Annotated in this window: 18 protein-coding genes and 2 pseudogenes; 12 read left to right on the forward strand and 8 right to left on the reverse strand. The window is 37.6% G+C overall.

From position 1 onward, the window contains the following. Positions 1–181 precede the first annotated feature (181 nt). The 4 genes from ggt to NKR74_RS08690 all read left to right on the forward strand — a co-directional run bounded on the left by ggt (position 182) and on the right by NKR74_RS08690 (position 4,567). Positions 182–1,798: a gamma-glutamyltransferase gene (gene ggt, locus NKR74_RS08675; protein ID WP_253629253.1), complete on the forward strand. Its 1,617-nt coding sequence runs from the start codon at positions 182–184 to the stop codon at positions 1,796–1,798. Between the two features lie 22 nt (positions 1,799–1,820). Beyond that, positions 1,821–2,393, forward strand: a complete 573-nt coding sequence (locus NKR74_RS08680) for a chromate transporter (protein ID WP_253629254.1) — start codon at positions 1,821–1,823, stop codon at positions 2,391–2,393. Further along, on the forward strand, positions 2,393–2,920 hold the full coding sequence (locus NKR74_RS08685) for a chromate transporter (RefSeq protein WP_253631112.1): 528 nt from the start codon (positions 2,393–2,395) through the stop codon (positions 2,918–2,920). Before NKR74_RS08680 ends, NKR74_RS08685 begins: the two co-directional genes overlap by 1 nt. Before the next feature lie 384 nt (positions 2,921–3,304). Further along, complete coding sequence (locus NKR74_RS08690) at positions 3,305–4,567, forward strand: MFS transporter (RefSeq protein WP_253629255.1); 1,263 nt, start codon at positions 3,305–3,307, stop codon at positions 4,565–4,567. 101 nt (positions 4,568–4,668) lie between these two features. On the opposite strand, the pseudogene NKR74_RS08695 reads toward NKR74_RS08690, so the two are convergent. Continuing rightward, positions 4,669–4,779, reverse strand: a pseudogene (locus tag NKR74_RS08695) (IS6 family transposase); the annotation flags it as partial. 94 nt (positions 4,780–4,873) lie between these two features. Between NKR74_RS08695 and NKR74_RS08700 the strand changes: the two are divergent. Further along, positions 4,874–5,227, forward strand: coding sequence for a hypothetical protein (locus tag NKR74_RS08700; protein WP_253629256.1), 354 nt, complete (start codon positions 4,874–4,876; stop codon positions 5,225–5,227). 192 nt (positions 5,228–5,419) lie between these two features. Here the strand turns inward: NKR74_RS08700 and NKR74_RS08705 are convergent, their stop codons facing one another. The 4 genes from NKR74_RS08705 to NKR74_RS08720 all read right to left on the reverse strand — a co-directional run bounded on the left by NKR74_RS08705 (position 5,420) and on the right by NKR74_RS08720 (position 9,925). After that, the gene (locus NKR74_RS08705) at positions 5,420–7,627 is read right to left on the reverse strand and encodes an outer membrane protein assembly factor BamB family protein (protein WP_253629257.1); all 2,208 of its coding nucleotides are present in this window, start codon (positions 7,625–7,627) and stop codon (positions 5,420–5,422) included. 51 nt (positions 7,628–7,678) lie between these two features. After that, positions 7,679–8,407, reverse strand: a complete 729-nt coding sequence (gene tatC / locus NKR74_RS08710; protein WP_253629258.1) for a twin-arginine translocase subunit TatC — start codon at positions 8,405–8,407, stop codon at positions 7,679–7,681. Between the two features lie 65 nt (positions 8,408–8,472). After that, positions 8,473–8,652 carry a twin-arginine translocase TatA/TatE family subunit gene (gene tatA / locus NKR74_RS08715; RefSeq protein ID WP_230576992.1) on the reverse strand — a complete coding sequence of 60 codons (180 nt, stop codon included), beginning with the start codon at positions 8,650–8,652 and terminating at the stop codon, positions 8,473–8,475. A gap of 58 nt (positions 8,653–8,710) precedes the next feature. Next, the gene (locus tag NKR74_RS08720; protein WP_230576991.1) at positions 8,711–9,925 is read right to left on the reverse strand and encodes a metallophosphoesterase family protein; all 1,215 of its coding nucleotides are present in this window, start codon (positions 9,923–9,925) and stop codon (positions 8,711–8,713) included. A 436-nt stretch (positions 9,926–10,361) separates the two neighbouring features. On the opposite strand from NKR74_RS08720, the gene NKR74_RS08725 reads away from it, so the two are divergent. Further along, positions 10,362–11,156 (forward strand): DeoR/GlpR family DNA-binding transcription regulator, encoded by a 795-nt coding sequence (locus NKR74_RS08725; protein ID WP_253629259.1) that lies wholly within the window; start codon positions 10,362–10,364, stop codon positions 11,154–11,156. 285 nt (positions 11,157–11,441) lie between these two features. Further along, a pseudogene (locus tag NKR74_RS08730) lies at positions 11,442–11,816 on the forward strand (DDE-type integrase/transposase/recombinase); the annotation flags it as partial. A 137-nt stretch (positions 11,817–11,953) separates the two neighbouring features. Here the strand turns inward: NKR74_RS08730 and NKR74_RS08735 are convergent. Further along, entirely contained in the window at positions 11,954–12,154 is a 201-nt protein-coding gene (locus NKR74_RS08735; RefSeq protein ID WP_253629260.1) for a twin-arginine translocase TatA/TatE family subunit, read from the reverse strand. Positions 12,155–12,332: 178 nt separating this feature from the next. After that, positions 12,333–13,934, reverse strand: a complete 1,602-nt coding sequence (locus tag NKR74_RS08740; RefSeq protein WP_253629261.1) for an alkaline phosphatase D family protein — start codon at positions 13,932–13,934, stop codon at positions 12,333–12,335. Between the two features lie 856 nt (positions 13,935–14,790). Between NKR74_RS08740 and NKR74_RS08745 the strand changes: the two genes are divergently transcribed. From NKR74_RS08745 to NKR74_RS08760, 4 genes are all read left to right on the forward strand, one after another. Next, the gene (locus NKR74_RS08745; RefSeq protein WP_253629262.1) at positions 14,791–16,623 is read left to right on the forward strand and encodes a DUF4073 domain-containing protein; all 1,833 of its coding nucleotides are present in this window, start codon (positions 14,791–14,793) and stop codon (positions 16,621–16,623) included. A gap of 39 nt (positions 16,624–16,662) precedes the next feature. Next, on the forward strand, positions 16,663–16,899 hold the full coding sequence (tatA, locus tag NKR74_RS08750) for a twin-arginine translocase TatA/TatE family subunit (protein ID WP_098311325.1): 237 nt from the start codon (positions 16,663–16,665) through the stop codon (positions 16,897–16,899). 61 nt (positions 16,900–16,960) lie between these two features. Continuing rightward, positions 16,961–17,683, forward strand: coding sequence for a twin-arginine translocase subunit TatC (tatC, locus tag NKR74_RS08755; RefSeq protein WP_253629263.1), 723 nt, complete (start codon positions 16,961–16,963; stop codon positions 17,681–17,683). Positions 17,684–17,756: 73 nt separating this feature from the next. Continuing rightward, the gene (locus tag NKR74_RS08760; protein WP_253629264.1) at positions 17,757–18,443 is read left to right on the forward strand and encodes an IS6 family transposase; all 687 of its coding nucleotides are present in this window, start codon (positions 17,757–17,759) and stop codon (positions 18,441–18,443) included. Between the two features lie 719 nt (positions 18,444–19,162). On the opposite strand, the gene NKR74_RS08765 is transcribed toward NKR74_RS08760, so the two are convergent. Then, positions 19,163–20,986, reverse strand: coding sequence for an APC family permease (locus NKR74_RS08765; protein WP_253629265.1), 1,824 nt, complete (start codon positions 20,984–20,986; stop codon positions 19,163–19,165). 518 nt (positions 20,987–21,504) lie between these two features. On the opposite strand from NKR74_RS08765, the gene NKR74_RS08770 reads away from it, so the two are divergent. After that, the gene (locus NKR74_RS08770) at positions 21,505–22,299 is read left to right on the forward strand and encodes a polyphosphate kinase 2 family protein (RefSeq protein ID WP_253629266.1); all 795 of its coding nucleotides are present in this window, start codon (positions 21,505–21,507) and stop codon (positions 22,297–22,299) included. Positions 22,300–22,394 lie beyond the last annotated feature (95 nt).

Consider the following 22,394-nt stretch of genomic DNA (forward strand, 5'->3'; position numbering starts at 1 on the left):
TTTTAAAAATATACTGTACTTTTAAAAAAAATGGTATATAATCATTTTTAAATCGTGCGATTGTTATTTAATAAACCAGTTTTAAATAACAATCGTTAGAAAATAGGTAATTTTTCATTCGTTTGGTTATTATACTGCTTAGGAATGAGTACATATTACATGTGAAGGGAGAGGTTTTATCATGGCTTTACAATTAGACCCACACTATTCACCTTATACATCACAACGAAATGTAGTGTATGCCAAGAATGGAATGGTCGCTACGTCTCAGCCTTTAGCTGCACAAGCAGGATTGGATATTTTGAAAAAAGGTGGAAACGCGATTGATGCGGCCATTGCAACTGCTGCTTGTCTAACGGTAGTAGAACCTACCTCAAACGGTATTGGCGGAGACGCATTTGCGCTTGTTTGGACGAAAGGAAAGTTACACGGACTCAATGCAAGCGGTCCGGCACCGATGAATATTTCGATTGAAAAGGTAAAAGAAGCTGGATATGAACGGATGCCAAAGCATGGATGGTTGCCTGTCACGGTACCGGGCGCTCCGGCAGCTTGGGTGGAATTATCGAAACGCTTTGGCCGCCTGCCGTTGCTGGAGGTTATGAAGCCGGCAATTGAATATGCCACAAACGGCTTTCCTGTTTCGCCTACGCTAGGCCGCTTTTGGAAAAAGGCACATGAACAATACAAACAAGAATGTACAGGAGCAGAATTTGAAGCTTGGTTTGAGACCTTTGCTCCGAAGGAACGAGCACCTGAAGTCGGAGAAATCTGGTCGTCTCTAGACCACGCTGATACGCTGGAAGAAATCTCCAGAACAAACGGAGAAAGCTTTTACAAAGGGGCACTTGCAGACAAAATTGCCGCAGCTTCTGCGACTTACGGGGGCTATTTAACAAAAGATGATTTAGCGGCCTTTAAACCGGAGTGGGTTGATCCTATTAAAGTAAACTATCGCGGTTATGATGTTTGGGAAATCCCGCCAAACGGGCAAGGTATCGTAGCTCTTATGGCTCTAAATATCTTAAAAGGATTTGATTTTACAGCAAAAGAAACGACAGACACATACCACAAACAAATCGAAGCCATGAAGCTTGCTTATACTTGCGGCAAGCACTACATTACAGACCCTGAGCATATGGGCATGACCACAGAAGAGCTGTTAAGCACTTCGTATGGCCAGCAGCGGCAAGCGCTGATCGGAAGGGAAGCATGCACGCCGGCTCCAGGTGTACCGCCGCGCGGAGGAACAGTGTACCTTGCGACAGCGGACGGAGAGGGTAACATGGTCTCGTTTATCCAAAGTAATTACATGGGCTTTGGTTCTGCGGTTGTAGTGCCGGGAACAGGAATTGCCTTACAAAACCGCGGACATGATTTCAGCCTCGACCCTACTCATTACAACTGCCTGAAGGGCGGTAAGAAAACGTATCATACGATTATTCCGGGATTTTTAACGAAGGATAATCAACCTGTTGGACCATTTGGTGTCATGGGAGGATATATGCAGCCGCAAGGGCATGTCCAAGTCATTATGAATACAATAGATTTTCACTTGCATCCGCAAGCAGCTTTAGATGCGCCAAGATGGCAGTGGAAGAGCGAAAAAACTGTAGAAGTAGAAAAAACATTCCCATCTCATATTGCAGAAGAATTAGTACGAAAAGGGCATGATATCAAAGTGGCGGTAGACTCAGGTTCGTTCGGCCGCGGTCAAATCATATGGCGAAATCCTGAAACGGGTGTACTGATGGGCGGCACAGAATCAAGGACAGATGGGGCAATTTCCAGTTGGTAATCCACAGTAAAGGATTGATTCTATGAAACAACTAGACATTTTTATCGCATTTTTTCGCAGCAGCATGCTTGGATATGGCGGGGGACCTACGACGATACCTCTTGTTCAAAAAGAGGTAGTAGAACGATTTAAATGGATGAACAATGAAGAATTTGGTGATGTATTAGCGATTGCAAACACATTGCCCGGCCCGATCGCAACAAAGATGGCAGGCTACATCGGCTTTCGTACCGGCGGCGTACTGGGAATGATCAACGCCATCTTTGCCACTATTTTACCTACTATCATTTTAATGATTATATTGCTCAGTACATTAGTTGTGTTCAAAGATTTGAAGTGGGTTCAAGGCATGACAAAGGCAGTTGTACCGGTAGTAGCGGTAATGCTTGGAGTCTTGACTTGGGAATTTGTCCAGAGTTCCATTAAAGGGCTCAAGTGGTTTTTTACCACATTGCACATCATTGTCGCATTAGTGCTTATCGAATACTTTGGTATTCATCCCAGCCTTATTATAGGGACTCTTTTAGTAATTGCTGTCGTAATGCCTACCGATATCTCTCGTCAAAAGAAAAAAGAGAAGGGAATATCAGCATGATGATGTATTTGCATATCTTTTGGGTCTTTTTTATCACCAATATTTTAGGATACGGCGGAGGACCAGCCACCATCCCTCTCATTCAAAAGGAAGTAGTAGAGCGCTATGAATGGATGACGACGCAAGAATTTAATGAAGCTTTAGCGATGGGGAACGCGCTGCCTGGTCCGATTGCAACAAAGATGGCAGGCTACATCGGTTTTCAAGAGGGTGGATACCTCGGATCATTTTTAGCGGTACTTGCCACAGTTGCGCCATCTCTTATACTCATGCTTGCTTTAATGGGTCTTCTGTATAAATTCAGAAAGTCCTCGCAAGTCAAACGCATGACGCTTTACGTCAAACCGACGATTGCGGTCCTTCTTGGTGTGATGGCTGTTCAATCATTCTATGAGTCTTACTTTCAGATAGGAATAGGACACATTCTATTCTTAGGAATCGGCAGTTATTTATTAATGGAAAAAATGAAAGTACATCCTGGATTAGTAGTACTCGCTTCACTCATATACGGTGCAATCAATTTGTAGTGTAAACACTAGGTAGAGTCTCTATTTAGAGACTCTACAGATTCCGCAATCGGTGCTCATAAACTAGCAGTAGCTCATACCATCTCCAGAAACGCTTTCAACGGATGGTAAAAATGAAAGGAGGGAAAAGAAGGTACGTCGCTGATTCGCATTTTGCGCCTGTGCTATTTGAACGCATGATGTGCAATTCATAGCTGAATATCACGGCGTATATTTTTGGATTTTTAAAATTTAAAGCGCTTTCTTTATTGGATTTACAATAAAAATTCCAGCCATATTGATCTTAACTAAAATTAGTAAAGTCCATGTCTGCTTCCTTTTCTAAGCTGATTCATGTAGTGTACGTACATCATCTTATTATAAAAAAAGGATGTGTTTTCGATTATGAAAATGAAATGGATTGTTATAGCTTTTTTGGCCGTTCTTTACCTGATTAACTTTACAGATAAGGCGATTATAGGATACGCAGCTATTCCTATTATGGAAGATTTGAAACTTAACTATAGCCAATGGGGTATAGTTGGAAGCAGCTTCTTTTGGTTGTTTTCAATTATGTCTATAGTTGGAGCCGCATTGTCAGATCGAATTGGAACAGGCAGAATGCTCGCTTTTATGGCTATTGGTTTGACAATAGTACAGTTTGGAGCATTAGCAATTTATGGCTTGCCAATGCTAATTTTGTGCCGTGTCCTTTTGGGTGCTATTGAAGGACCATTTCATGCAACTGCGATTAGCCATATAAGCAAACATTTCGTTCCTGAACAGCGCGGCCTTGCGATTTCCATTATGAATACAGGTAGCATGATTGCTAAATTGATGGTTCCTGTTCTTATTTCCCTGATTGGAATTTATGGTTGGCGAATGACATTGGCTATTTTAGGCGTATTAAGCCTGGTTTGGGCAGTTCTGTGGCTGGTGACTTTTAAAGGAAAAACTGAGGGGAATATAGTGAAAAGTGAATCTACCCTAGTTTCCAATAAAGTAAACTGGTCAGAGATCTATCCACTTTTTCTATCTCCAACTTTTATCTTTACTCTTCTTGCTCTATTCATGGCTTACTGGATTCTTACATGGTCGTTTGTATGGATGCCGACCTATCTTGTTAAAATTGTGCAGTTAACACAAGCACAGATGGGCTATGCTGTTATGTTCATCGGCCTTGGTTCTGCTCTTGGTGGTGTACTTATCTCATTTATCTCAGATCGAGTACTTAAAAAAACAAACAATCTTCGAAAATCCCGTGTGCTTGTTGCTGGACCATCTCTAATATTAGCTGCTGTATGTTTTTATTCAACAACAGTTGTCCAAAGTGTATATGGAGCCATTATTGCCTTATTTTTGGGAATGGCGTTTGTAAATGGCATGTTTCCACTTGCACCCCAGATTGTGAATCACTTACTTCCTGAACGAAGAGGATTAATGTCAGGTGTATTGCTAGGGCTTGCAAACTTGTCAGGGATTATTGGACCAGCTGTAATTGGTTTTGTTGTCCAATCTGCAGGCGATAACATTAGGATCGGATTTAATTACTCTGTTTTATTGAGTGCTACGCTATTATTACTTGCTAGTCTTATTTTCTGTATTTTTACAAAACCTGATAACCAAGCTAAAGACAAAAAATTACCATCAAAAGTTGTAAATTTATAGGGATTTAATAAATAGGGCAACTAACCAACGACCTCTTCCAATATGGTTCTGTTGCAAAGTTTCCGAAGACATAAAGAGATGGGAAATATTGTGGACCAGTTTTATGAAACTATTAATAATTCATGTAATGTGTTATACGTCGAAAAAACGAAGTTTGATTGAGGACTTCGTTTTTGTTTGTATATAGCATGAACAGTTTCTATACCTTTAATAGGGTTCTGTTGCAAAAACTTAAGGACAATTGCAATGAATCTATAAATCTTGGACATACTGTTACTATTACTTTAGAAAGGGTACGTGATTGGTATGGAAAAGGAAAATGTATTCAAATGGAAGCATTATCAGCCAGATATTATTTTGTTAACGGTAAGATGGTACCTACGGTACAACCTCAGTTTTCGTGATTTGGTGGAAATACTAGAAGAACGGGGTTTATCCATTTCTCATACAACGATTATGCGTTGGGTTCATCAGTATGGTCCTGAATTGGACAAACGAATCCGTTCTATGCTAGGGTTCAAATGTTTTGACACAGCTACATCCATTCTTTCTGGAGTAGAAGCCATGCATATGATAAAAAAAGAACAGATTGATTTACGGGACCAGTCTGTCCAAAATCAGAAAGAATTCATCCATCAATTGTTTGGACTTGCGGCATAAGATACGATTCCGTTAGGAATATATGCGCTTTATTCTCTTTTATTCTTTTTTTGCACCAAAACCAAATAAGATATCCACATATTGTTTCAGATAATTTCAAAAGATTGTGAGATTTTTTATCAATTTACATAAATAACAGAACAGCCTACTGCTTCTTTTATCCATCTTTACCAATTAAGGAAATTACGTAACTTATATCCTTATTGCTTGCACAATCCCATCTTGTCCAGCTTGGATGATTTGTCCGTTTTGAACAATTGGTGTAGAGTAAACATAGTCCGTAGAAAAATGATACTCATCAATGATACTTCCATTCTTCAAATCTAGCCCCGTAAGTAAGCCATTTACACCAGAAATATAGACTTTTTCTCCTTCAGCTTTAACTGGTGAAGCATTAAATACGCGTTGTTTTGTTGTTGTTTGCCAAAGCAGTTTACCCGAATAAGGATCAATAGCACTAACTTTTCCCCATTCATCTGCTAAAACAGCCATAGTGTTTTCTATTAAGATGAGTGGCGCGGAATAGAGAAAACCACCCTTAAATTTCCACTCGATATTTCCAGTATGACAATTAAGAGCATATGTGTTCGAAACATTCGAAACATAAACAAGATCTTTTGTCCCTTCCTTGGATGGAACGATTGTTGCTTTTGTTGCCCATGGACTATATATTAACGTTTTATATGGTGTTTCTCTTATCAGAATAGTAGATTCCCATATTACTTGTCCATTGATTCTATCCAATGCATAGGCCTTGCCGTCTCCTGCTCCCAAATAAATGGCTTTATCATCAGCGGTTGGCATCCCAGCAGTAAAACCGCTAACTTCTGTTGACCATTTTATTTTTCCAGTTTGTGCATCCATTAAAACGATATGATGCCCCGATGGAATAATTAGTTCCCCATTATCATAATAAATGTTGCCTAGAACGGGACTTGGCGTTTTACTTTTCCATACTGTTTCACCATTACTGGTACGAATACAATAAACCATGTGATCTGATGTACCAACGTAGATATCGGTTTCCTCATTATTTAATGCTGGCTGTGAATAAATCGGTTCCTTTAGTTTTCTCGACCATTTTTCTTTCCCATTATTCTGATAGATAGCTGTAACGCTTCCGGCTGTTGTTGTTGCAATAACTAGATTTGAAGAAGATATACTTGTTAAATCAGCTTGGATGGGTGCTAGCAGATCTTCTTGCCATTCTAATCTCGATGTACCGTGAGGGTCTTCTATTTGTATAGTCTTCGAAGAATCCCACCATTCGGCCCGTTCATTTTTAACTCTGATCTGTAATCGGTATATTCCTATCGGCATTGAATGCAAGTCTATGATTTTTTCAAAGCGAAGTGAGGAATTGCTTACTTGATTTAGGATTTCCCAGTTACCATCATCCTTTCCGGCATATTTATGGTCAGGCCAGAATTGATAAAGAACCTCTTTTGCTTTTGTACGAGGATCCAATATAACCTTTAATTCACCTTCTGAAGATTTATACTTTTGTTGAAATAATATAGCCTTTGGCTTTTCATGTTCTGCAGGTCTTGCTCCTGTAAGAGGAATCTCGGTCAGAACCGTTCGACTTTGAATACCCTCTTCATTAATACCTGCATGGTGAACTGATAATAAAGGCTGTTTATCAATGGTCTTTTTTTCTATCCAGAAAAACACAGGTGCATCCTTTGCAGCAGGAAGACTGAAAATATGACAGCCATTTTGCATCCACATTTGTTCTTTGTGAACATGGCCGCTTAAAATCAACCGAACGTTATAGGACTCAATCATTTCAAAAAGAGCTTCTTCATTGGATATAAAATAATTGTTATCTCCAATTGGATAATGCAAGTACAGTACGACTGGGGTTTTTCGTCCGATAGACTTTAGGTCTTTCTCAAGCCAATTTAGCTGGTCTTTCGTAAAAAATCCTGGTTCCTGAAGAAGCTGGGTAGGGTCTAAAGCAATAAAATGAATTTCACCGAAATCAAAGGAATATTGTGATTTACCGACCACGTCATGAAAAAGTTCTCCAGCCCATTCGTCCCATCTTACTTCATGATTTCCCTTAATAGCATATAATCGATTTCGATAATTCTCAGGAATTAAACGATGAAATTCTTGATATTCTTCTGGGAGACCAGCCTCTATTAAATCGCCTAAATGAAGAACGAAGGAAGGAATATCTTTGGATTGAAAGCTAGAAAAAATCTTTTTAATATACTCACTTCTGTGTGGTGAGTAAGGTTCAATATGAGTATCCGCAATCACTGCAAATGAGAAATCTTCATTTTCCCAAGAAGACGCGTCGACTTTTATCGGAAATTGACTTAGGAAGAATAAGCCAGCTATGCCACCTGACATTTTTAAAAATTTCTTTCGATTCATTGGTGATACGTTCATTTTTATCTCATCCTTCTTATCAAATATGGTTTATAAATAGATTTTCTCTGTTCATGAAGAAAAAATTTCCGTCTTCTGCAATTTCTTACGATAGATAAAGGCGGATAAAGTAATGCTAATTTCATAGATTAATATCAGCGGAACTAATACGAGTATGTCTGATATAAAATCTGGAGGAGTAATTAGCACAGACGTTATGAGAATCACAAAATAAGCAATTTTTCTGGATTTCTTTAACATCTGAGGATTTATTATTCCTATAGCTGTTAAAAATAGAATGACAACAGGCAGTTCAAACAATATTCCAAAAGGAACGGTCAAACTAATTAGAAAACTAAAGTACTTTTCCGAAGTATAAAATTGCTGAAATCCTTCTCCTGCTAATTTTTCCAGGAAGGATAGAACAATAGGAAAAACAAGAAAATAGCCAAAGGAAATTCCCAGAATAAATAGCAAAAATAGTGCGGGAATTAGCATAAAGGTTGCTTTTCTTTCATGCTCTTGAAGGGCAGGCAAAACAAAACGCCAAACATGATATGCAGCTAATGGTATAGTAAGAGCAAGTGAACAGACGGCCGATATTTTGAAATAAATCCATAAAATATCGCCTGGTCCGAGTAAGGCGAGCATACTTTCTAAGTCTTTAACTAGCCATTTATAAATTTGTTCTACAAAAGCAAACGATAAAGCAAAAAAAACTAAAAAGCTTCCAAGGATATAGATAAGCCTTTTTCTCAATTCTTCTAGATGTACCGTTAATTCAACTTCCTTATCCTTCATGTTTTTCACCTCAATAATAAAAAAGAAGAGAGATAAGAAATATATCCCTTTTCTCAATCCAAAATTTAAATTTTTTCATCTTCCTTTTTAGAGTCCGAAGATACTAAATCCTTCGTCGAATTTTTAAATTCTTTTAACGTATTACCAAATGCACGCCCAATTTCAGGTAACTTAGATGGCCCAAATATGATGAGTGCAATAATTAAAATTAATATTAGACCTGGTACTCCTATGTTTTGTAACATGCTGTTGCCTCCATTAAAAATATTTTTAAACGATTGAGACGAATAAGATGAACTACATTTATCCTTTCACCGCTTTTTCCTTCACTCTGTCATTTAATGGTAAAGGATCCATACTTTGATCGTTGTTTGTTAAATCAATTCCATAGTCCTTAGCGAAAACCATATGGGTTTCAACAAGAACACCTTCTTTATTTTCATCTAAATTGAATACTCTTGCTCCACGTAGTCTGTTGTTATCAGCACCACCAAGACCGTACGTTCCAAAACCTGTGTTACCAGCATACCCAAGCAAAATTCCATAATAGTTGCCACAATAGGTGTTTATATGATCATGTCCGCAGAAAACTCCTTTAACGTCTCCTCTATCTAACATGGCTGAAAACAAGCCGCTGTTAACCGGTCCTGGACATTCATCTTCATTTCTTTCTCCTACTATTTTATGTCTTGCCATTGCAAGCTCATGGCTTGCTTGTGTTCTTACGTCTACGCCTCCATGCCACATAAAACGATGCTCCCATAAAGGGATATGAATGAATACGAGTGAAGGAACTTTATAACCGTATTGCTTCTCAAGTTTTTTAGATTGCTCATAGTACCAATTCACCTGATTGAAACGGAGCCAGTCCCAAGTTGGGTATCCTTTAAAATCTTGTCCGGCTATTTGTGCTGGTGCATATCTTCCGCTATCAAGAAGCCAGAGGTTGAATACGGCTTTATCGCCTTTTGAATTTCTTATTAAGAGGTTCATGTTTCCTGTTCCAGAAAGGCCCTTTTCTCCAGGTTCATTCATATTATATTTGTAATTACTATAGAATTTCAGCATGTCATTTTCATACATTCCGGTCTTGGCTGAACAATCTTCATCATGATTTCCAAATGTAACCGCCCATTTAATTCCTCTTTTTTCCATTGGCTGAGTTACATTATTTAGGGCTTGTTTCATCTCTAATTCCGTATCAATGCCTGATTCAATATTGTCACCGTTAAGAACAACAAAATCCGGTTTCTCTGAGTCAAGAACTTTTTCCATAAGTTCAATTGTTCTGCGATCAATTCGTTCATCATCTTGAGTATCGTTAAATTGTACAACTTTAAACTTGCCATCTGAGTTAAATTGAAGCTTAGCATTTTCTGATTGTTCAGCATGTGCTTTATTAGTCAACAAATCAACCGGCAAACCAGTAGAAGCAACTGTTAACGCAAGCGTACTCACTCCTCCTATTTTTATAAAACTCCTTCTGTCTAACCCTTTGCTTTGATCCTGATTACTCATGAAAATTACCTCCAAATTTTTTAAAAATTTTTAGAGCCTAGCAATCGAAAAGAGAGAAAATAAGGGAAAAAGGTTTATACAGTTTCAAGTACAAGCAATCATTATTTAAGAACTGCCGCCATTATCCCCGTAATCTACATTTCCATCGTAGAATAAAAATATTGATAGAATATTAATTATGCTAGAAATATAAGTAAAAAAAACAAAACAAAACAAAATAGCCAAAGAAAACGACAAAATAGCCTTAACAAGAAAAATATTCAGATTATTTATGGTAGAAAAGATAGATGAAAAAGATGCTTTTAGGTTTTGTTTTCTTCTCCATTTTTGATAAATTTACAAAACTTAACATTCTCTTAGGCTTTTTTTTATATTCAGTTCTTATAATTGATTAAAACAAAACAAATCTAGAGGATGGAGGCATTGGAAGTATTGTATGAATAAACATTTAATGACAGAAAGGTATAGAGTAATAATTAAAGAACTTGAGATAAAAAATAAAGTTAATGTAGTGGATTTAGCAATAAAATTAAACGTAACACCAGAAACGATTCGAAAAGATTTAAGCGCGCTTGAAGAGAAAAAGAAATTACGTAGAATTCACGGTGGGGCTATTCGATATTTTTGTTTGATTAAAGAACCTCATTTTAATAAAAAAATCGGCATCTCTCATAATCAAAAAAAAATGATAGGGGAAGTTGCGGCAACTTTTATTATGGATGGAGAAACAGTTGCTCTAGATGTAGGATCAACAACCTTACATATTGCGAGTTCCATTGAAAATGTAAAAAATATCACGATTGTGACCAACTCATTAGCAGCAGCCGAAATCTTAAATAATCGATTAGAAAGCCAACTATTTGATGGCAAAGTAATCGTACTTGGAGGGATAACTAATCCACTGCAACGTTCAATCAGTGGACCATTAACCAATCTGTTATTAGAACACTTTTATTTTGATAAAGCGTTTATTTCATGTGGAGGAATTAGCAAAGATGGAATATGTGATTTCAATATAGATGTAGCAACTGCATCTACTATTATGATGAAAAGATCAAGAAGTGTTTATGTTGTAACTGATTCTTCCAAGATTAATCAGAAGGCTCTTTTTCATATAGGGTCATTCTCATCAATTGATTGTGTTATTTCAGATCAAGAAATGCCCGTTGATTGGTCTAAAGATGCTATCGTTAGAAACCTAAAATGGATTAAAGCAGGTGACATGAATTAAACATTGATTATCATGTTATCTTAAAGAGGCTCCTTATTCATTTAGATAGTTAGAAAAAACCTATTATGTGCAGTTTCAAAAGTGAACAATTAAAGGGCGCATTTCCAGAGCAGGATTGCGCTCTTTTTATGTATCGGGGCCAGATTGTGGAGTAACGATATCAATCCAAAATTGGTTTTATATTGAAACTCTTCTATAAAAAATTCGGTTCTGGTGCGAAATTCTAAGACTCTTGCGAGTAATCTCCTAATCTTGGACATACTGATAGTATGACTCTAAAAAAATGATAAACAAGCAGCCAAGCGCTTTTTCAAGAAAGCCTTGGCTTTTTCGTATGTTTCTAAACCTCGCGTGATAACAGTAGATAAGAACCCTGCCTATCCTGTAGCGATTCAAGAGTTGAAGGGAGAGAAACATATGTCTGAAGGCATACAACTAAGACAAGGTAGATATCTCAATAATATAGTGGAACAAGATCATCGTTTTATTAAGAAACGTGTGCGTTCTATGTTGGGATTCAAGTCATTTAAAACAGCAATCTTTATATTGAGTGGTGTTGAAGCCATGCATATGATGAAAAAGGGGCAACTTGTTTTACTGGACAAGTCTGTCCAAAACCAGAAAGAATTTATTCATAAATTGTTTGGCTTAGCTTCATAAGATAGATATGAAGCGAAAATTGCTACTCTATGTTTCTAACTAACATTTTTGCACCAGAACCTGATTATTCATTGCAGCCTCCCCTTATGAAAAGAAGATGCAAGCACTCCCTGCTTACATCCCCTGTATGTTTTGGATTAAATGGCTTTTTCCTTTTTGTTCTCCGCCTGACCTTTGGCCGGCTCGTCATCAGAAACTAAATCCCGGGTGGATTTTTTAAATTCCTTCAGTGTTGAACCAACCGCACGACCTAATTCCGGCAATTTTGAAGGTCCGAAAATAATTAATGCAATCACAAGGATGAGGATTAAGCCGGGAATTCCTATATTTTGCAGCATAAACAATAACCTCCCAAATTGATGAAGGACACCATAGATTTTACCATCCGTTGGGAATAATGCTATATAACAAAGGATTGGTAGAATCATAAAAAATGGAGTCAAAGTCATTTAATTCGATTACTCACTTTTGAATGTAAGATATTAAGATAAATAGATACAAATCGAGATTACTACTTTATAACGGAGTAGCCGTCAATTGCTTCAAACTAGATTTCTCGTCTTCCACCATAAACGAAGCAGCTGTGCTAACTGGGGCACCAGGTCTAGTCACATATGGGACGATCTGATAATCAGCTTGCCATGTTTGTTGAGTGATCTTACAACGTACATAGCCACGTCGATTATTGAAAAATTTAATATGTGGGTTTTCGTGTAAAATTTGTGCTGTGTCTTTATTAACATCAGAACCATCGCCGCCGGAAGAGATAGACGTTCCAACAAACTCAACAGCAACATTCTTTCCGTTCGGATCTTTCACACTAGTTTTCACTTCATTTGCCCAGCTGCTGTGAACGTCCCCGGTAATGATAACGGTATTCTTAATATTCTTTTCCGCTAAAAAGTCCACAATATGCTGGCGTGTGGCAGGATATCCGTCCCAGGCATCCATACTGTATAATTCTTCATCTGGATTAAATCCAAAATCACGTTGGGCAAAAAAGACCTGCTGGGCCAACACTTTCCATTTTGCCTGTGAGGCAGCTAATCCATCTAATAACCAACGCTCCTGTTCTTCTCCTAAAATGCTCCGATTTGGATCCTCTGATCCCGGGCTTGGATTACTTATTTTGTCACCATTTGCTTGATCATCCCGGTATTGGCGCGTGTCGAGTACGTTGAATTCGACAAGATTTCCAAAAGAAATGCGACGGAATATTTGGATGTTACTTCCATTTGGCAAAGAAGTTCGGCGAAGCGGCATATGTTCATAATAAGCTTGGTAGGCGATCGCTCTTCGTTTTAAAAATTCTTCAGTAGGTTGCTTATCAGGATCTTGAGGAACATCTCCTGCATAGTTATTGTCCACTTCATGGTCATCAAACGTGACAATCCATGGGAAATTTGCATGGGCAGCCTGTAAATCACTATCCATTTTATACAGGGCATAACGGTTGCGATAATCATCAATTGTGTATATTTCTGGAGCAGTATAATTCAATGGACGAATCTTTGACTCCACTTTTCCTTCATAAATATAATCTCCAAGATGGATCACTAAATCTAAGTCATCCTTGGCCAAGTGCTGATAAGCTGTATAATAGCCGACAGGCCAGTTTTGGCAGGAAACGAAAGCGAAGTTTAAATGTTCTACCTGACTATTAAAGGCAGGTGCAGTCTTGGTTCTGCCTGTTGGACTGATTTCAGAACCTGCCTTAAAGCGGTAATAATACCATGTGGAAGGTTCCAGTCTATCTACTTCTACGTGGACAGAATGGCCAAGCTGGGGTTTGGAAAGCTCTGTACCTCTTTTAACGACATTATGAAAATTAGAATCTAGTGCAACCTCCCATTGGACAGGGAATGGATGGTTGTCCATGCCGCCGCCGTTTAATGGATCCGGAGCAAGTCTTGTCCATAAAACGACTCCATCTGAAAGCGGATCGCCTGAGGCAATCCCTAACGTAAAAGGATACTGTAGCTTGTTCGACTTGTCTGTTTCTGCTGCGGATGCAAGATTTACGGGCAAAGTATTCACGATGGCAGCTCCAAGAGCAATGCCTACTCCCTTTCCCGTGGTTTTTAAAAAACTTCTGCGATTTTTGTCAAATTTTTTCATATTTTAACCTCCTTTGTCGCTATTAAGTGTATATAGGTATTGTTTAGAAAATTTACACTTTTCGTAAATTATTTGTAAATATAAAAAAAATGGTTAATTAGTCCTGATTCCCAATTACTTCTTTGGTTCCGATAAATACAGACTTATTTACAGTGTATTGATCCCAATCTATTAAATAGCAGAAGGAACAAAAATCTTTTCCTGAACATTTATTGACTTACATCTCAACCTGAGGTGAAACCACATTAACTTTTTAGGCCGTTTTTTAATGTCTTGAATCTATTACTATACTAGGCACCGGTATTGATGCTGGCGATTGCTTCCACCTTATTTGCGATTATCTTAAGTACCGGCTTCAGCTTTACGGGAATCAAGCCGGCCGTTTTAAACGATTATATAAATATATTATAACATGTGAATTGTGCAATATAATGATGCCCATTGATTCTCAATAGTTCAAAAAATGGATTCTAACTTTCTATGTAGATTGAAAATAATATCAAATACATATTCCGGCTTTACTTTTGAATCTAGGTTATGACACTTGATGATACCCATATTTTATTACTGTGCCTGTCACTTTAGGAGTTATTTTGCACCTATTTTAAGTAATATTTTTTTGTTTTATTTACTTTTTTTTAATGTGGAATTTACTTATGATTTATATTTTAGTAACATTTCCCATTTACAATTAGGTATGTACTAATAAAGTCTCATTAAATTAGGAGGATAAATAATTGTTATAACTATCAAGTTTTAACTTAAAAGTATTTTCTGAACATCGTCGAAATGAATCTGATGTATCTTCCTGCAGTTGAAATGGTTAATAATTTATGGTGAAAAGAGGATCAACATTATGAAAAACGACCAATCACAGAAAAAAATTAAAAATAGTGTTGTTTTTGAAAAAGAAATGAGTCGACGAGATTTTTTACAGGGGACAACGAAAACAGCTGGACTTGCGCTCGGCATCTCGCTTGTTCCGTTTAGTGGTCTTCAATTGAATGGAGGGCAAACAGCCCTTGCTGCAGCCAATAGTAATGTCATCACGATAACGAATCTTGAACAAGGGACAGGCTTGTTCAAAGTTAACTTCCAAGGTACAGGATGGGAACATTGGTCCTCGCACTCTGTTAACAATAAGACAGGCGTCTACTTTGAATTTGAATTTATAGGAGATCAATTCCGTCTACTGGGAGAATTAGATGCCGGAGACGGGATTGCTGCTATCTCTATTGACGGGGGACCGGAACAAAAAGCAGACTTGTATGCACCTAGTAGACAAACAGGTGTTTATTATGAAAGCCCTGAACTTGAAGCGGGGGAACATAAAGTAAAAGTAACTGTTACCGGGGAGAAGAACGCAGCGGCAAGCAATGCGTTTGTCAGCTTAAGTCAAATTGAAGTGAACATTCCTGCGGATATTTCTTTCATCGACTTAGTCCAAGCCGATGTTCAGCATGCTGGATTTATTGAGGAGGGTACCCATACTCCTGTCATGATTCGATTGAATGAAGTATACAGCGATTTTGTACCGAAAAGCATGAACATTCATTTTGATACATCCATTCTCAAGGTTACCGATGTGACAGGAATGCAAGAGGGATTGCAAGCACAGATGACGGAAGTCTCCAAAAATAAAATCGTAGTCAACTTCACAACTGGAAATCCTTTAAAACAACGAAAGACGGTCAATCTTGCGAAACTAAACGTACAAGCGAAAGGTAAAGTAGGTAAAACTGGCAGCATCACGATTAAAGACCTTGTTGTAGCGGATGCTAATGGTCGGGAAACTGTTATTTCGGAATTGAAAGTGGACATTTCCATCACGAGAAAATCCATCATGACTTTCAACGTCATTAGCGATACTCAAGGGGATACCGTGGATTTTGATACCGCATTGAAGCAAATGAATATCATCAACCCTTATTCCAAAGCGCTGGTTATTAACGGTGATATTACAAACTACGGCGATCCCAAAGAATTTGACGCGGTACGCAATATAATACATAACAATGCAGTTCCTTTCAATATCATTCCTGCCATGGGAAATCATGATTTGTACAGAAGACAGGATAGCGTAGAGGTCAGGTTTCAGCGTTTTTATGATTTTGCTGGAGTGGACAAGCCATACTATGAGCGCAAAGTTCGAGGTATTCCATTTTTAGTGTTGGGTAACGAAAACCATGCAAATTTCAGCACAGACCAAGTATATTTTAGCGATGATCAATTGAATTGGTTGCGCGATCGATTGGAAAAGTATTCGAAAGAGGTCAAACCGGTTTTTATCGCGACCCACCATGTCCTTCGCGACACCGTCTCGGGCTCGTACAAAACGTATTTGGGAGACTATCTGCGGCAAGCAGAGTTTATGGATATTATCGGGTATTACCCGAATGTATTCGTGTTTACGGGCCATTCACACTGGTCTTTGGAATTGCCAGATTGGGCGGTAAATGTTAAAGTACCGGGCGGTCATAAGAAAGGCATTACAGTCGTTAACGCCGGTGCCATTCAAACCGGATGGATGCCGACGAATCCGGAACCCGGAGAAATGATACACCCAGAAGGCGGCGCTTTTAATCAAGGCTTGCAAGTACATGTATTTGAGGATGAAGTTGTCATCAAAGGCCGGAATTTTAGAACCAATAGTTGGATGCAGGAGTACATTGTGCAAATCGATAAATAACAGTTTGAAAAATGTTATATAAATAGGAGGTCAATTAGAATGTTACAAAACATAGGGATTCCTGGTTTGATTTTAATACTTGTGATTGCGTTGATTATTTTTGGACCTTCCAAGCTGCCGGAAGTAGGCCGGGCTTTTGGACGCACGTTAACTGAATTCAAGAGTGCAGCCAAGGGGTTAGTATCTGATGAAGATAAAGAGGAAGAGAAAAAGGAAGAAAAAAAGCCTGAATTAACGGCTGTTGAAAAGAAGCAGGAGAAACCAGAAGTTTCATAATCATATGTAGACGAGGTAACTCGTCTATTTCTTTTATATATAAAAGCAGGAGGTATGCATTATGGAAAAAAAAGATTTACATCTTGTTGAACATTTAGAGGAACTTCGTCAACGAATCATTAAAACCTTACTTGCATTCATTGTTTTTCTCATTGCCACTTTTATTTTTGTAAAGGATATTTATGATTGGTTAGTTAGGGATCTTGACGGAAAGTTGGCCATCTTGGGCCCAAGTGATATTTTATGGGTGTATATGATCTTATCAGGTGTATTTGCCATAGCGGCTACGATTCCTGTAGCCGCCTATCAGACATGGCGATTTGTGACGCCGGCGCTGACCAAGGAAGAGCGTAAGGTGACTTTAAGTTTTATTCCGGGGTTATTTCTTTTGTTTATGATGGGAATCTCTTTTGGTTATTTTGTCCTGTTTCCGAACGTGTTAGGGTTCTTAATGAAGTTGTCTGCAGGGCAGTTTGAAACCGTGTTTACGGCAGATAAATATTTCCGGTTCATGATTAGCTTGAGTCTGCCATTTGGCTTTCTATTTGAGATGCCCTTGGTCGTGATGTTTTTAACGAGATTAGGAATTCTTAATCCAATGAGATTGGCTAAGGCAAGGAAACTGTCCTATTTTTCTCTTGCTGTCGTATCGATCTTAATTACGCCACCTGATCCTATATCGGATATCTTGGTTATTGTTCCTTTGCTTCTTCTTTATGAAGTGAGTGTCACCATTTCTAAGATTGTTTATAAGAAAAAGCTTATAAGTGAAATGTCAATGTGATAAATAAAGGTTCTGTTGCAAAGTTTTTAAAACTAAGCTAAACTTTTGCAAAACAGAGTGAGGAGAATCATAAATGAGATATTTTAAAGGAAAGCAATTTAAACAAGATATTATTTTGGTAGCCGTTGGCTACTATTGTCGTTTTTCTTTAAGCTATCGTGATGTCTCTGAAATTTTGAAAGAACGTGGTGTTTCAGTTCATCCAACAACTATCATGCGTTGGGTTCATGAATATGGCCACCTGATCTATCAAATTTGGAAGAAGAAAAATAAAAGAGTACAACTATCCTGGAAATTGGATGAGACCTATATAAAAGTCAAAGGGGAATGGCGTTATCTGTATCGTGCAATTGATAAAGAAGGGTACACATTAGATATTCAACTTCGTAAAAAACGGGATCATCAGTCTGCATATGCCTTTATGAAAAGGTTAGTGAAAACGTTTGGAGAACCAACGGTTCTAACAACAGACAAAGCGCCGGCATTACTTTGTGCATTCAAAAAATTAAAGGAACAAGAATTTTATAAACATACAACTTATTGTATAATCAAGCATTTAAATAATCTCATAGAACAGGACCATAGACATGTAAAACGCCGCTTTGCCAAATCTGCAGGATTTCAAAGTCTTCGCCATGCTTCGCGCACCTTGAAAGGAATCGAAACGATTCATGCCATATATAAACGAAAACGAAGTTTGCAGCCAAACTTCGTTTTTTCAACGTACAATGAATTACAGCAATTACTCGCAATTGCATAAGATTCAGCTGTACTCACCCTAACTTTCTATCTGTTAAAAAACTTTGCAGCAGAACCCACTTTGACGGTTTCAGGAATCCCGAATGACGGGAGCGCTTATTCTGTAACTTTCCCTGACAAGACGGTGACATGGGTCAAATTCCAGGTATCCGGTGGAAGCGGGCCAGCTCATGTTCCTATGCCTATTACTTCCCTTCTTGCTATGGCTGCGAAGGTTCCCATGGTATCGTAAAATGATGATCTCAACGTCTTGCCTTATTTTTGTTTTAGCATTTTATTGGTTTATTCAACGTTTGCAATAAGTCATAACCCAAAACATGAAAAGATTGCCAACCATATGGCCGGAAAGGCTCGAGAAGTGAAATCTTTTTATTTTGTCTTCGTGGTTACCCTACAAATTGAGCCATTCCTATGAGGGGATGCGTAATGCAAGTTCATTAGTAGAAGGCGACGAAGTTTCCGGAATGGTTGAAGCGAAAAGCTTGACGGCGATACACCGATCATGATCAACTCAGTGAAAATTAAAGGAGATAGCTATAGTACTTCCCAAATTTTCAACTTTAGTGGCAGTCGTTACAAAGTGAAAGTATTTGTGCTTGATTCATTTGACGCTAGCGGAAGAAGTATTAAAAGCTAATTATAAAAGCGAGAGCCCTAACTTATTTGTAGTTAGGGCTCTCGTTTTTATAAAAGGATATAAAAAATTTAATATTTTACTAGCTATTTCTTAAATCGAAACGGAACAGTTGAAACAATAACATTCTTTTTATATAAAAGGTATACCCTTAATAAAACACTTGATTGGTTGTGTAAGATGTTATGCCAACTTTTTTTGGTTATAAATTGCGGAATGAGCACAGTAACTGACTGATGATTTTCCTGTGCTTTATCTTGAATCATAGCTACTAATTTTGTAAGAGGTCTCATTAAGCTTCTGTAAGAAGAAACCACTGTAATAAGACGAACATCTGGTTTCCATTCTTTCCATTTTTGTTGCATTTTTATTTCACTTTCTTTGTCGAAGGCTACATATACGGCGATGACAGTATCACCAATAGCCTCGGCATAATTAATCGATTGTTCGACTACTTTTGTGATTCCTGCAACGGGTACGATGACAATGTTTCCTTCAAATTTGTGAGAAACTGCATTTGGATCGATACGTAGTTGTTCTCCAACGGAATCGTAATGTTTATAAATACGATGACAGGTGTACACAATAATTGGCAGGAATATAACGACAGACCATACTTGTGTAAACTTTGTGATAAAGAAAATCAGTAATACAGATAGTGAAATAAGCGCCCCTACTAGATTTGTTAGTAATTTAGGTAACCATCCTTTTTGCTTTTCGCGTAACCATTTTACAATCATTCCTGTTTGCGACAAGGTGAAAGGAAGGAATACACCAACTGCATATAGCGGGATTAGTTGCTCTGTTTTTCCTTGAAACGCAATTATTAAAATAATAGAAGCGATTCCTAGTGTCAAAATTCCATTTGAATATCCTAAGCGATCACCGCGCATTAAAAACATGCGAGGCATGTATTTATCTGATGCTAGGTTGAAAGCTAATAATGGGAATGCTGAGAATCCTGTATTAGCAGCTAATACTAAAATAAGTGCTGTTGTTCCTTGTATAAAGTAGTAAACATAATTTCTTCCGAATACATCTGATGCAATTTGAGATACAACAGTTTCAGTAGGCTTCGGAGCAATACCGTACCAAAATGCCAAAATAGTGATTCCGGTAAATAAGACTGCTAGAATTGTTCCCATCATAACTAATGTTTTGGCCGCATTTTTAGCAGCGGGTTCTTTAAAATTAGGAATAGCATTTGAAATAGCCTCTACACCTGTTAATGCAGAACATCCAGATGAGAATGCTTTTAATAAAAAGAATAATGTAACTCCCGGTACAGCAGTACCAATAGGTGTATGTAGGGTTGCTGGCGCTTGTCCAGTTACGATTTTAAACACTCCAACAGTAATTAATAAAATGAGTGCTAATACGAAGAGATAGACAGGATAAGCTAGAATAGAAGCGGATTCTGTTACTCCTCTAAGATTCAGGATTGTAATGAAAATAACAAGTATGACCGCGATTGGAACGGTATACTGATGTAAAGCCGGAAACGCAGATGTAATCGCATCTGTTCCCGCTGATACACTTACAGCTACGGTAAGGATATAATCTACCAATAAGGAGCCGCCAGCAACGAGTCCGGCATTTATACCTAAATTTGTCTTAGAAACAACGTAAGCTCCTCCTCCATGCGGATAGGCAAAAATAATCTGTCTGTACGATAAAATAAGTGCGGTTAATAAAATAAGAACCCCGATTGCAATTGGAATAGAGTACCAAAAGGCAATCGATCCAAGTGCTGCAAGAACAATTAAAATCTGTTCCGTTCCATACGCAACAGAAGAAAGAGCATCAGATGAAAGAATAGCCAATGCCTTTAGCTTATTTAATTTTTGTTCGCCTAAGGCGTTTGATTTAAGGGGTCTACCAATTAAAAACCTTTTGAACGATGAAAACATGGATGCACCACCAATATATAAATTTTCCAATGAACAGAATATCACAATTGATAGCGAGTGAATAGATATTTTTATTATGAATTCTTTATCCTTTAATAATAAATTGACAAAACAGTGACAGAATCACTTTTTTACTACATAAAAAGAATGGATATAGACAAGAGAGAAGGGAAGGGGTTAAGTCATTTTTCTTTGTATTGGGAAGCTGATGAATGATTGTTTAGTAATTAAAAATAAAGTTCAAAAAAACTCTTTTTCTATCATTTATTCGGTAATGCAACTTAATGTTTGCATTGTATTTTTAAGAAGCAAAATTCTCTTAACACAGATAACTCCAATGAAGTTCTTTATGATTACTCGTTAGGAGCTATAAATAAGCAAAGTATCCAAGATATATTATCTAAAGTAAATGGTATAGCTTGTGATACGTGTTGGTATTCTTTAATGAGATATGTATGCACAAAATACTGAAAATTATGTTAAAATAATGTTAATTGTTTGAAAAGGGGGATTCTATTATGAAAAAAGATCGTCTTGCAAAAGTAGATTTAACCAAAAAAATTGAATCGAAACAAAAATATAATAAGAAGCTGGAAAAATATCAAATGCGTTTACTAGCATTGCAGCAGATTTTACGAGAAGAAAAAATAGCCGTTATTTTGGCTATGGAAGGATGGGATGCTGCTGGAAAGGGTGGAGCAATTAAACGAATTACCGAGCACATTGATCCGCGTGGACTGCAAGTAAATCCAATTGGTGCGCCTGCCCCTCATGAAAAACGTTATCATTATCTGCAACGATTTTGGCGGAAAATCCCGCAATATGGTCAAATCACGATTTTCGATCGCTCTTGGTACGGTCGTGTATTGGTTGAACGTGTAGAGGGTTTCGCTACAAAAGAAGAGTGGACTAGAGCATACGATGAAATCAATGATTTTGAAAAACTATTAACAGATGATCATTACATAGTAGCGAAATTTTTCTATCATATTAGTAAAGATGAACAGTTAGCACGATTTAAAGAGCGAGAGCAAAATCCTCTTAAGAAATGGAAAATTACAGATGAAGATTGGCGCAATCGCGAAAAGTGGGATGAATATGTCGAGGCAATGGAAGATATGTTTGAAAAAACAGATAAACCAAATGCAAGATGGAATATTATACCTGGAAATGATAAAATGTATGCGCGTGTAAAAACCTTGAAAGTGATAATTTCATTAATTGAGGACTATTTCTTAGAACATGGCATAGAACTGCCATCATACTATCATGAAATGAAAGAAGCAAAGCAAGAGGAAACCGAACAAGTGTAAGATATAAGTCGTTAAATTTGTATAGGATGAATCCTGTTAATTTATTATGGTATTACTTTTATGTATTGATATATATAAGTGGGACCAAGTGCTCA

The sequence above is a fragment of the Bacillus sp. 3103sda1 genome (assembly GCF_024159135.1).
In the GTDB taxonomy this organism is placed as follows: domain Bacteria; phylum Bacillota; class Bacilli; order Bacillales; family Bacillaceae_G; genus Bacillus_A; species Bacillus_A rhizoplanae.

Excerpts from the sequence above, each read along its gene's own strand:
- ggt (WP_253629253.1), top strand. The coding sequence starts at position 182 with ATGGCTTTACAATTAGACCCACACTATTCACCTTATACATCACAACGA.
- NKR74_RS08680 (WP_253629254.1), top strand. The coding sequence starts at position 1,821 with ATGAAACAACTAGACATTTTTATCGCATTTTTTCGCAGCAGCATGCTT.
- NKR74_RS08685 (WP_253631112.1), top strand. The coding sequence starts at position 2,393 with ATGATGTATTTGCATATCTTTTGGGTCTTTTTTATCACCAATATTTTA.
- NKR74_RS08690 (WP_253629255.1), top strand. The coding sequence starts at position 3,305 with ATGAAAATGAAATGGATTGTTATAGCTTTTTTGGCCGTTCTTTACCTG.
- NKR74_RS08700 (WP_253629256.1), top strand. The coding sequence starts at position 4,874 with ATGGAAAAGGAAAATGTATTCAAATGGAAGCATTATCAGCCAGATATT.
- NKR74_RS08705 (WP_253629257.1), bottom strand. The coding sequence starts at position 7,627 with ATGAACGTATCACCAATGAATCGAAAGAAATTTTTAAAAATGTCAGGT.
- tatC (WP_253629258.1), bottom strand. The coding sequence starts at position 8,407 with ATGAAGGATAAGGAAGTTGAATTAACGGTACATCTAGAAGAATTGAGA.
- tatA (WP_230576992.1), bottom strand. The coding sequence starts at position 8,652 with ATGTTACAAAACATAGGAGTACCAGGTCTAATATTAATTTTAATTATT.
- NKR74_RS08720 (WP_230576991.1), bottom strand. The coding sequence starts at position 9,925 with ATGAGTAATCAGGATCAAAGCAAAGGGTTAGACAGAAGGAGTTTTATA.
- NKR74_RS08725 (WP_253629259.1), top strand. The coding sequence starts at position 10,362 with ATGAATAAACATTTAATGACAGAAAGGTATAGAGTAATAATTAAAGAA.
- NKR74_RS08735 (WP_253629260.1), bottom strand. The coding sequence starts at position 12,154 with ATGCTGCAAAATATAGGAATTCCCGGCTTAATCCTCATCCTTGTGATT.
- NKR74_RS08740 (WP_253629261.1), bottom strand. The coding sequence starts at position 13,934 with ATGAAAAAATTTGACAAAAATCGCAGAAGTTTTTTAAAAACCACGGGA.
- NKR74_RS08745 (WP_253629262.1), top strand. The coding sequence starts at position 14,791 with ATGAAAAACGACCAATCACAGAAAAAAATTAAAAATAGTGTTGTTTTT.
- tatA (WP_098311325.1), top strand. The coding sequence starts at position 16,663 with ATGTTACAAAACATAGGGATTCCTGGTTTGATTTTAATACTTGTGATT.
- tatC (WP_253629263.1), top strand. The coding sequence starts at position 16,961 with ATGGAAAAAAAAGATTTACATCTTGTTGAACATTTAGAGGAACTTCGT.
- NKR74_RS08760 (WP_253629264.1), top strand. The coding sequence starts at position 17,757 with ATGAGATATTTTAAAGGAAAGCAATTTAAACAAGATATTATTTTGGTA.
- NKR74_RS08765 (WP_253629265.1), bottom strand. The coding sequence starts at position 20,986 with ATGTTTTCATCGTTCAAAAGGTTTTTAATTGGTAGACCCCTTAAATCA.
- NKR74_RS08770 (WP_253629266.1), top strand. The coding sequence starts at position 21,505 with ATGAAAAAAGATCGTCTTGCAAAAGTAGATTTAACCAAAAAAATTGAA.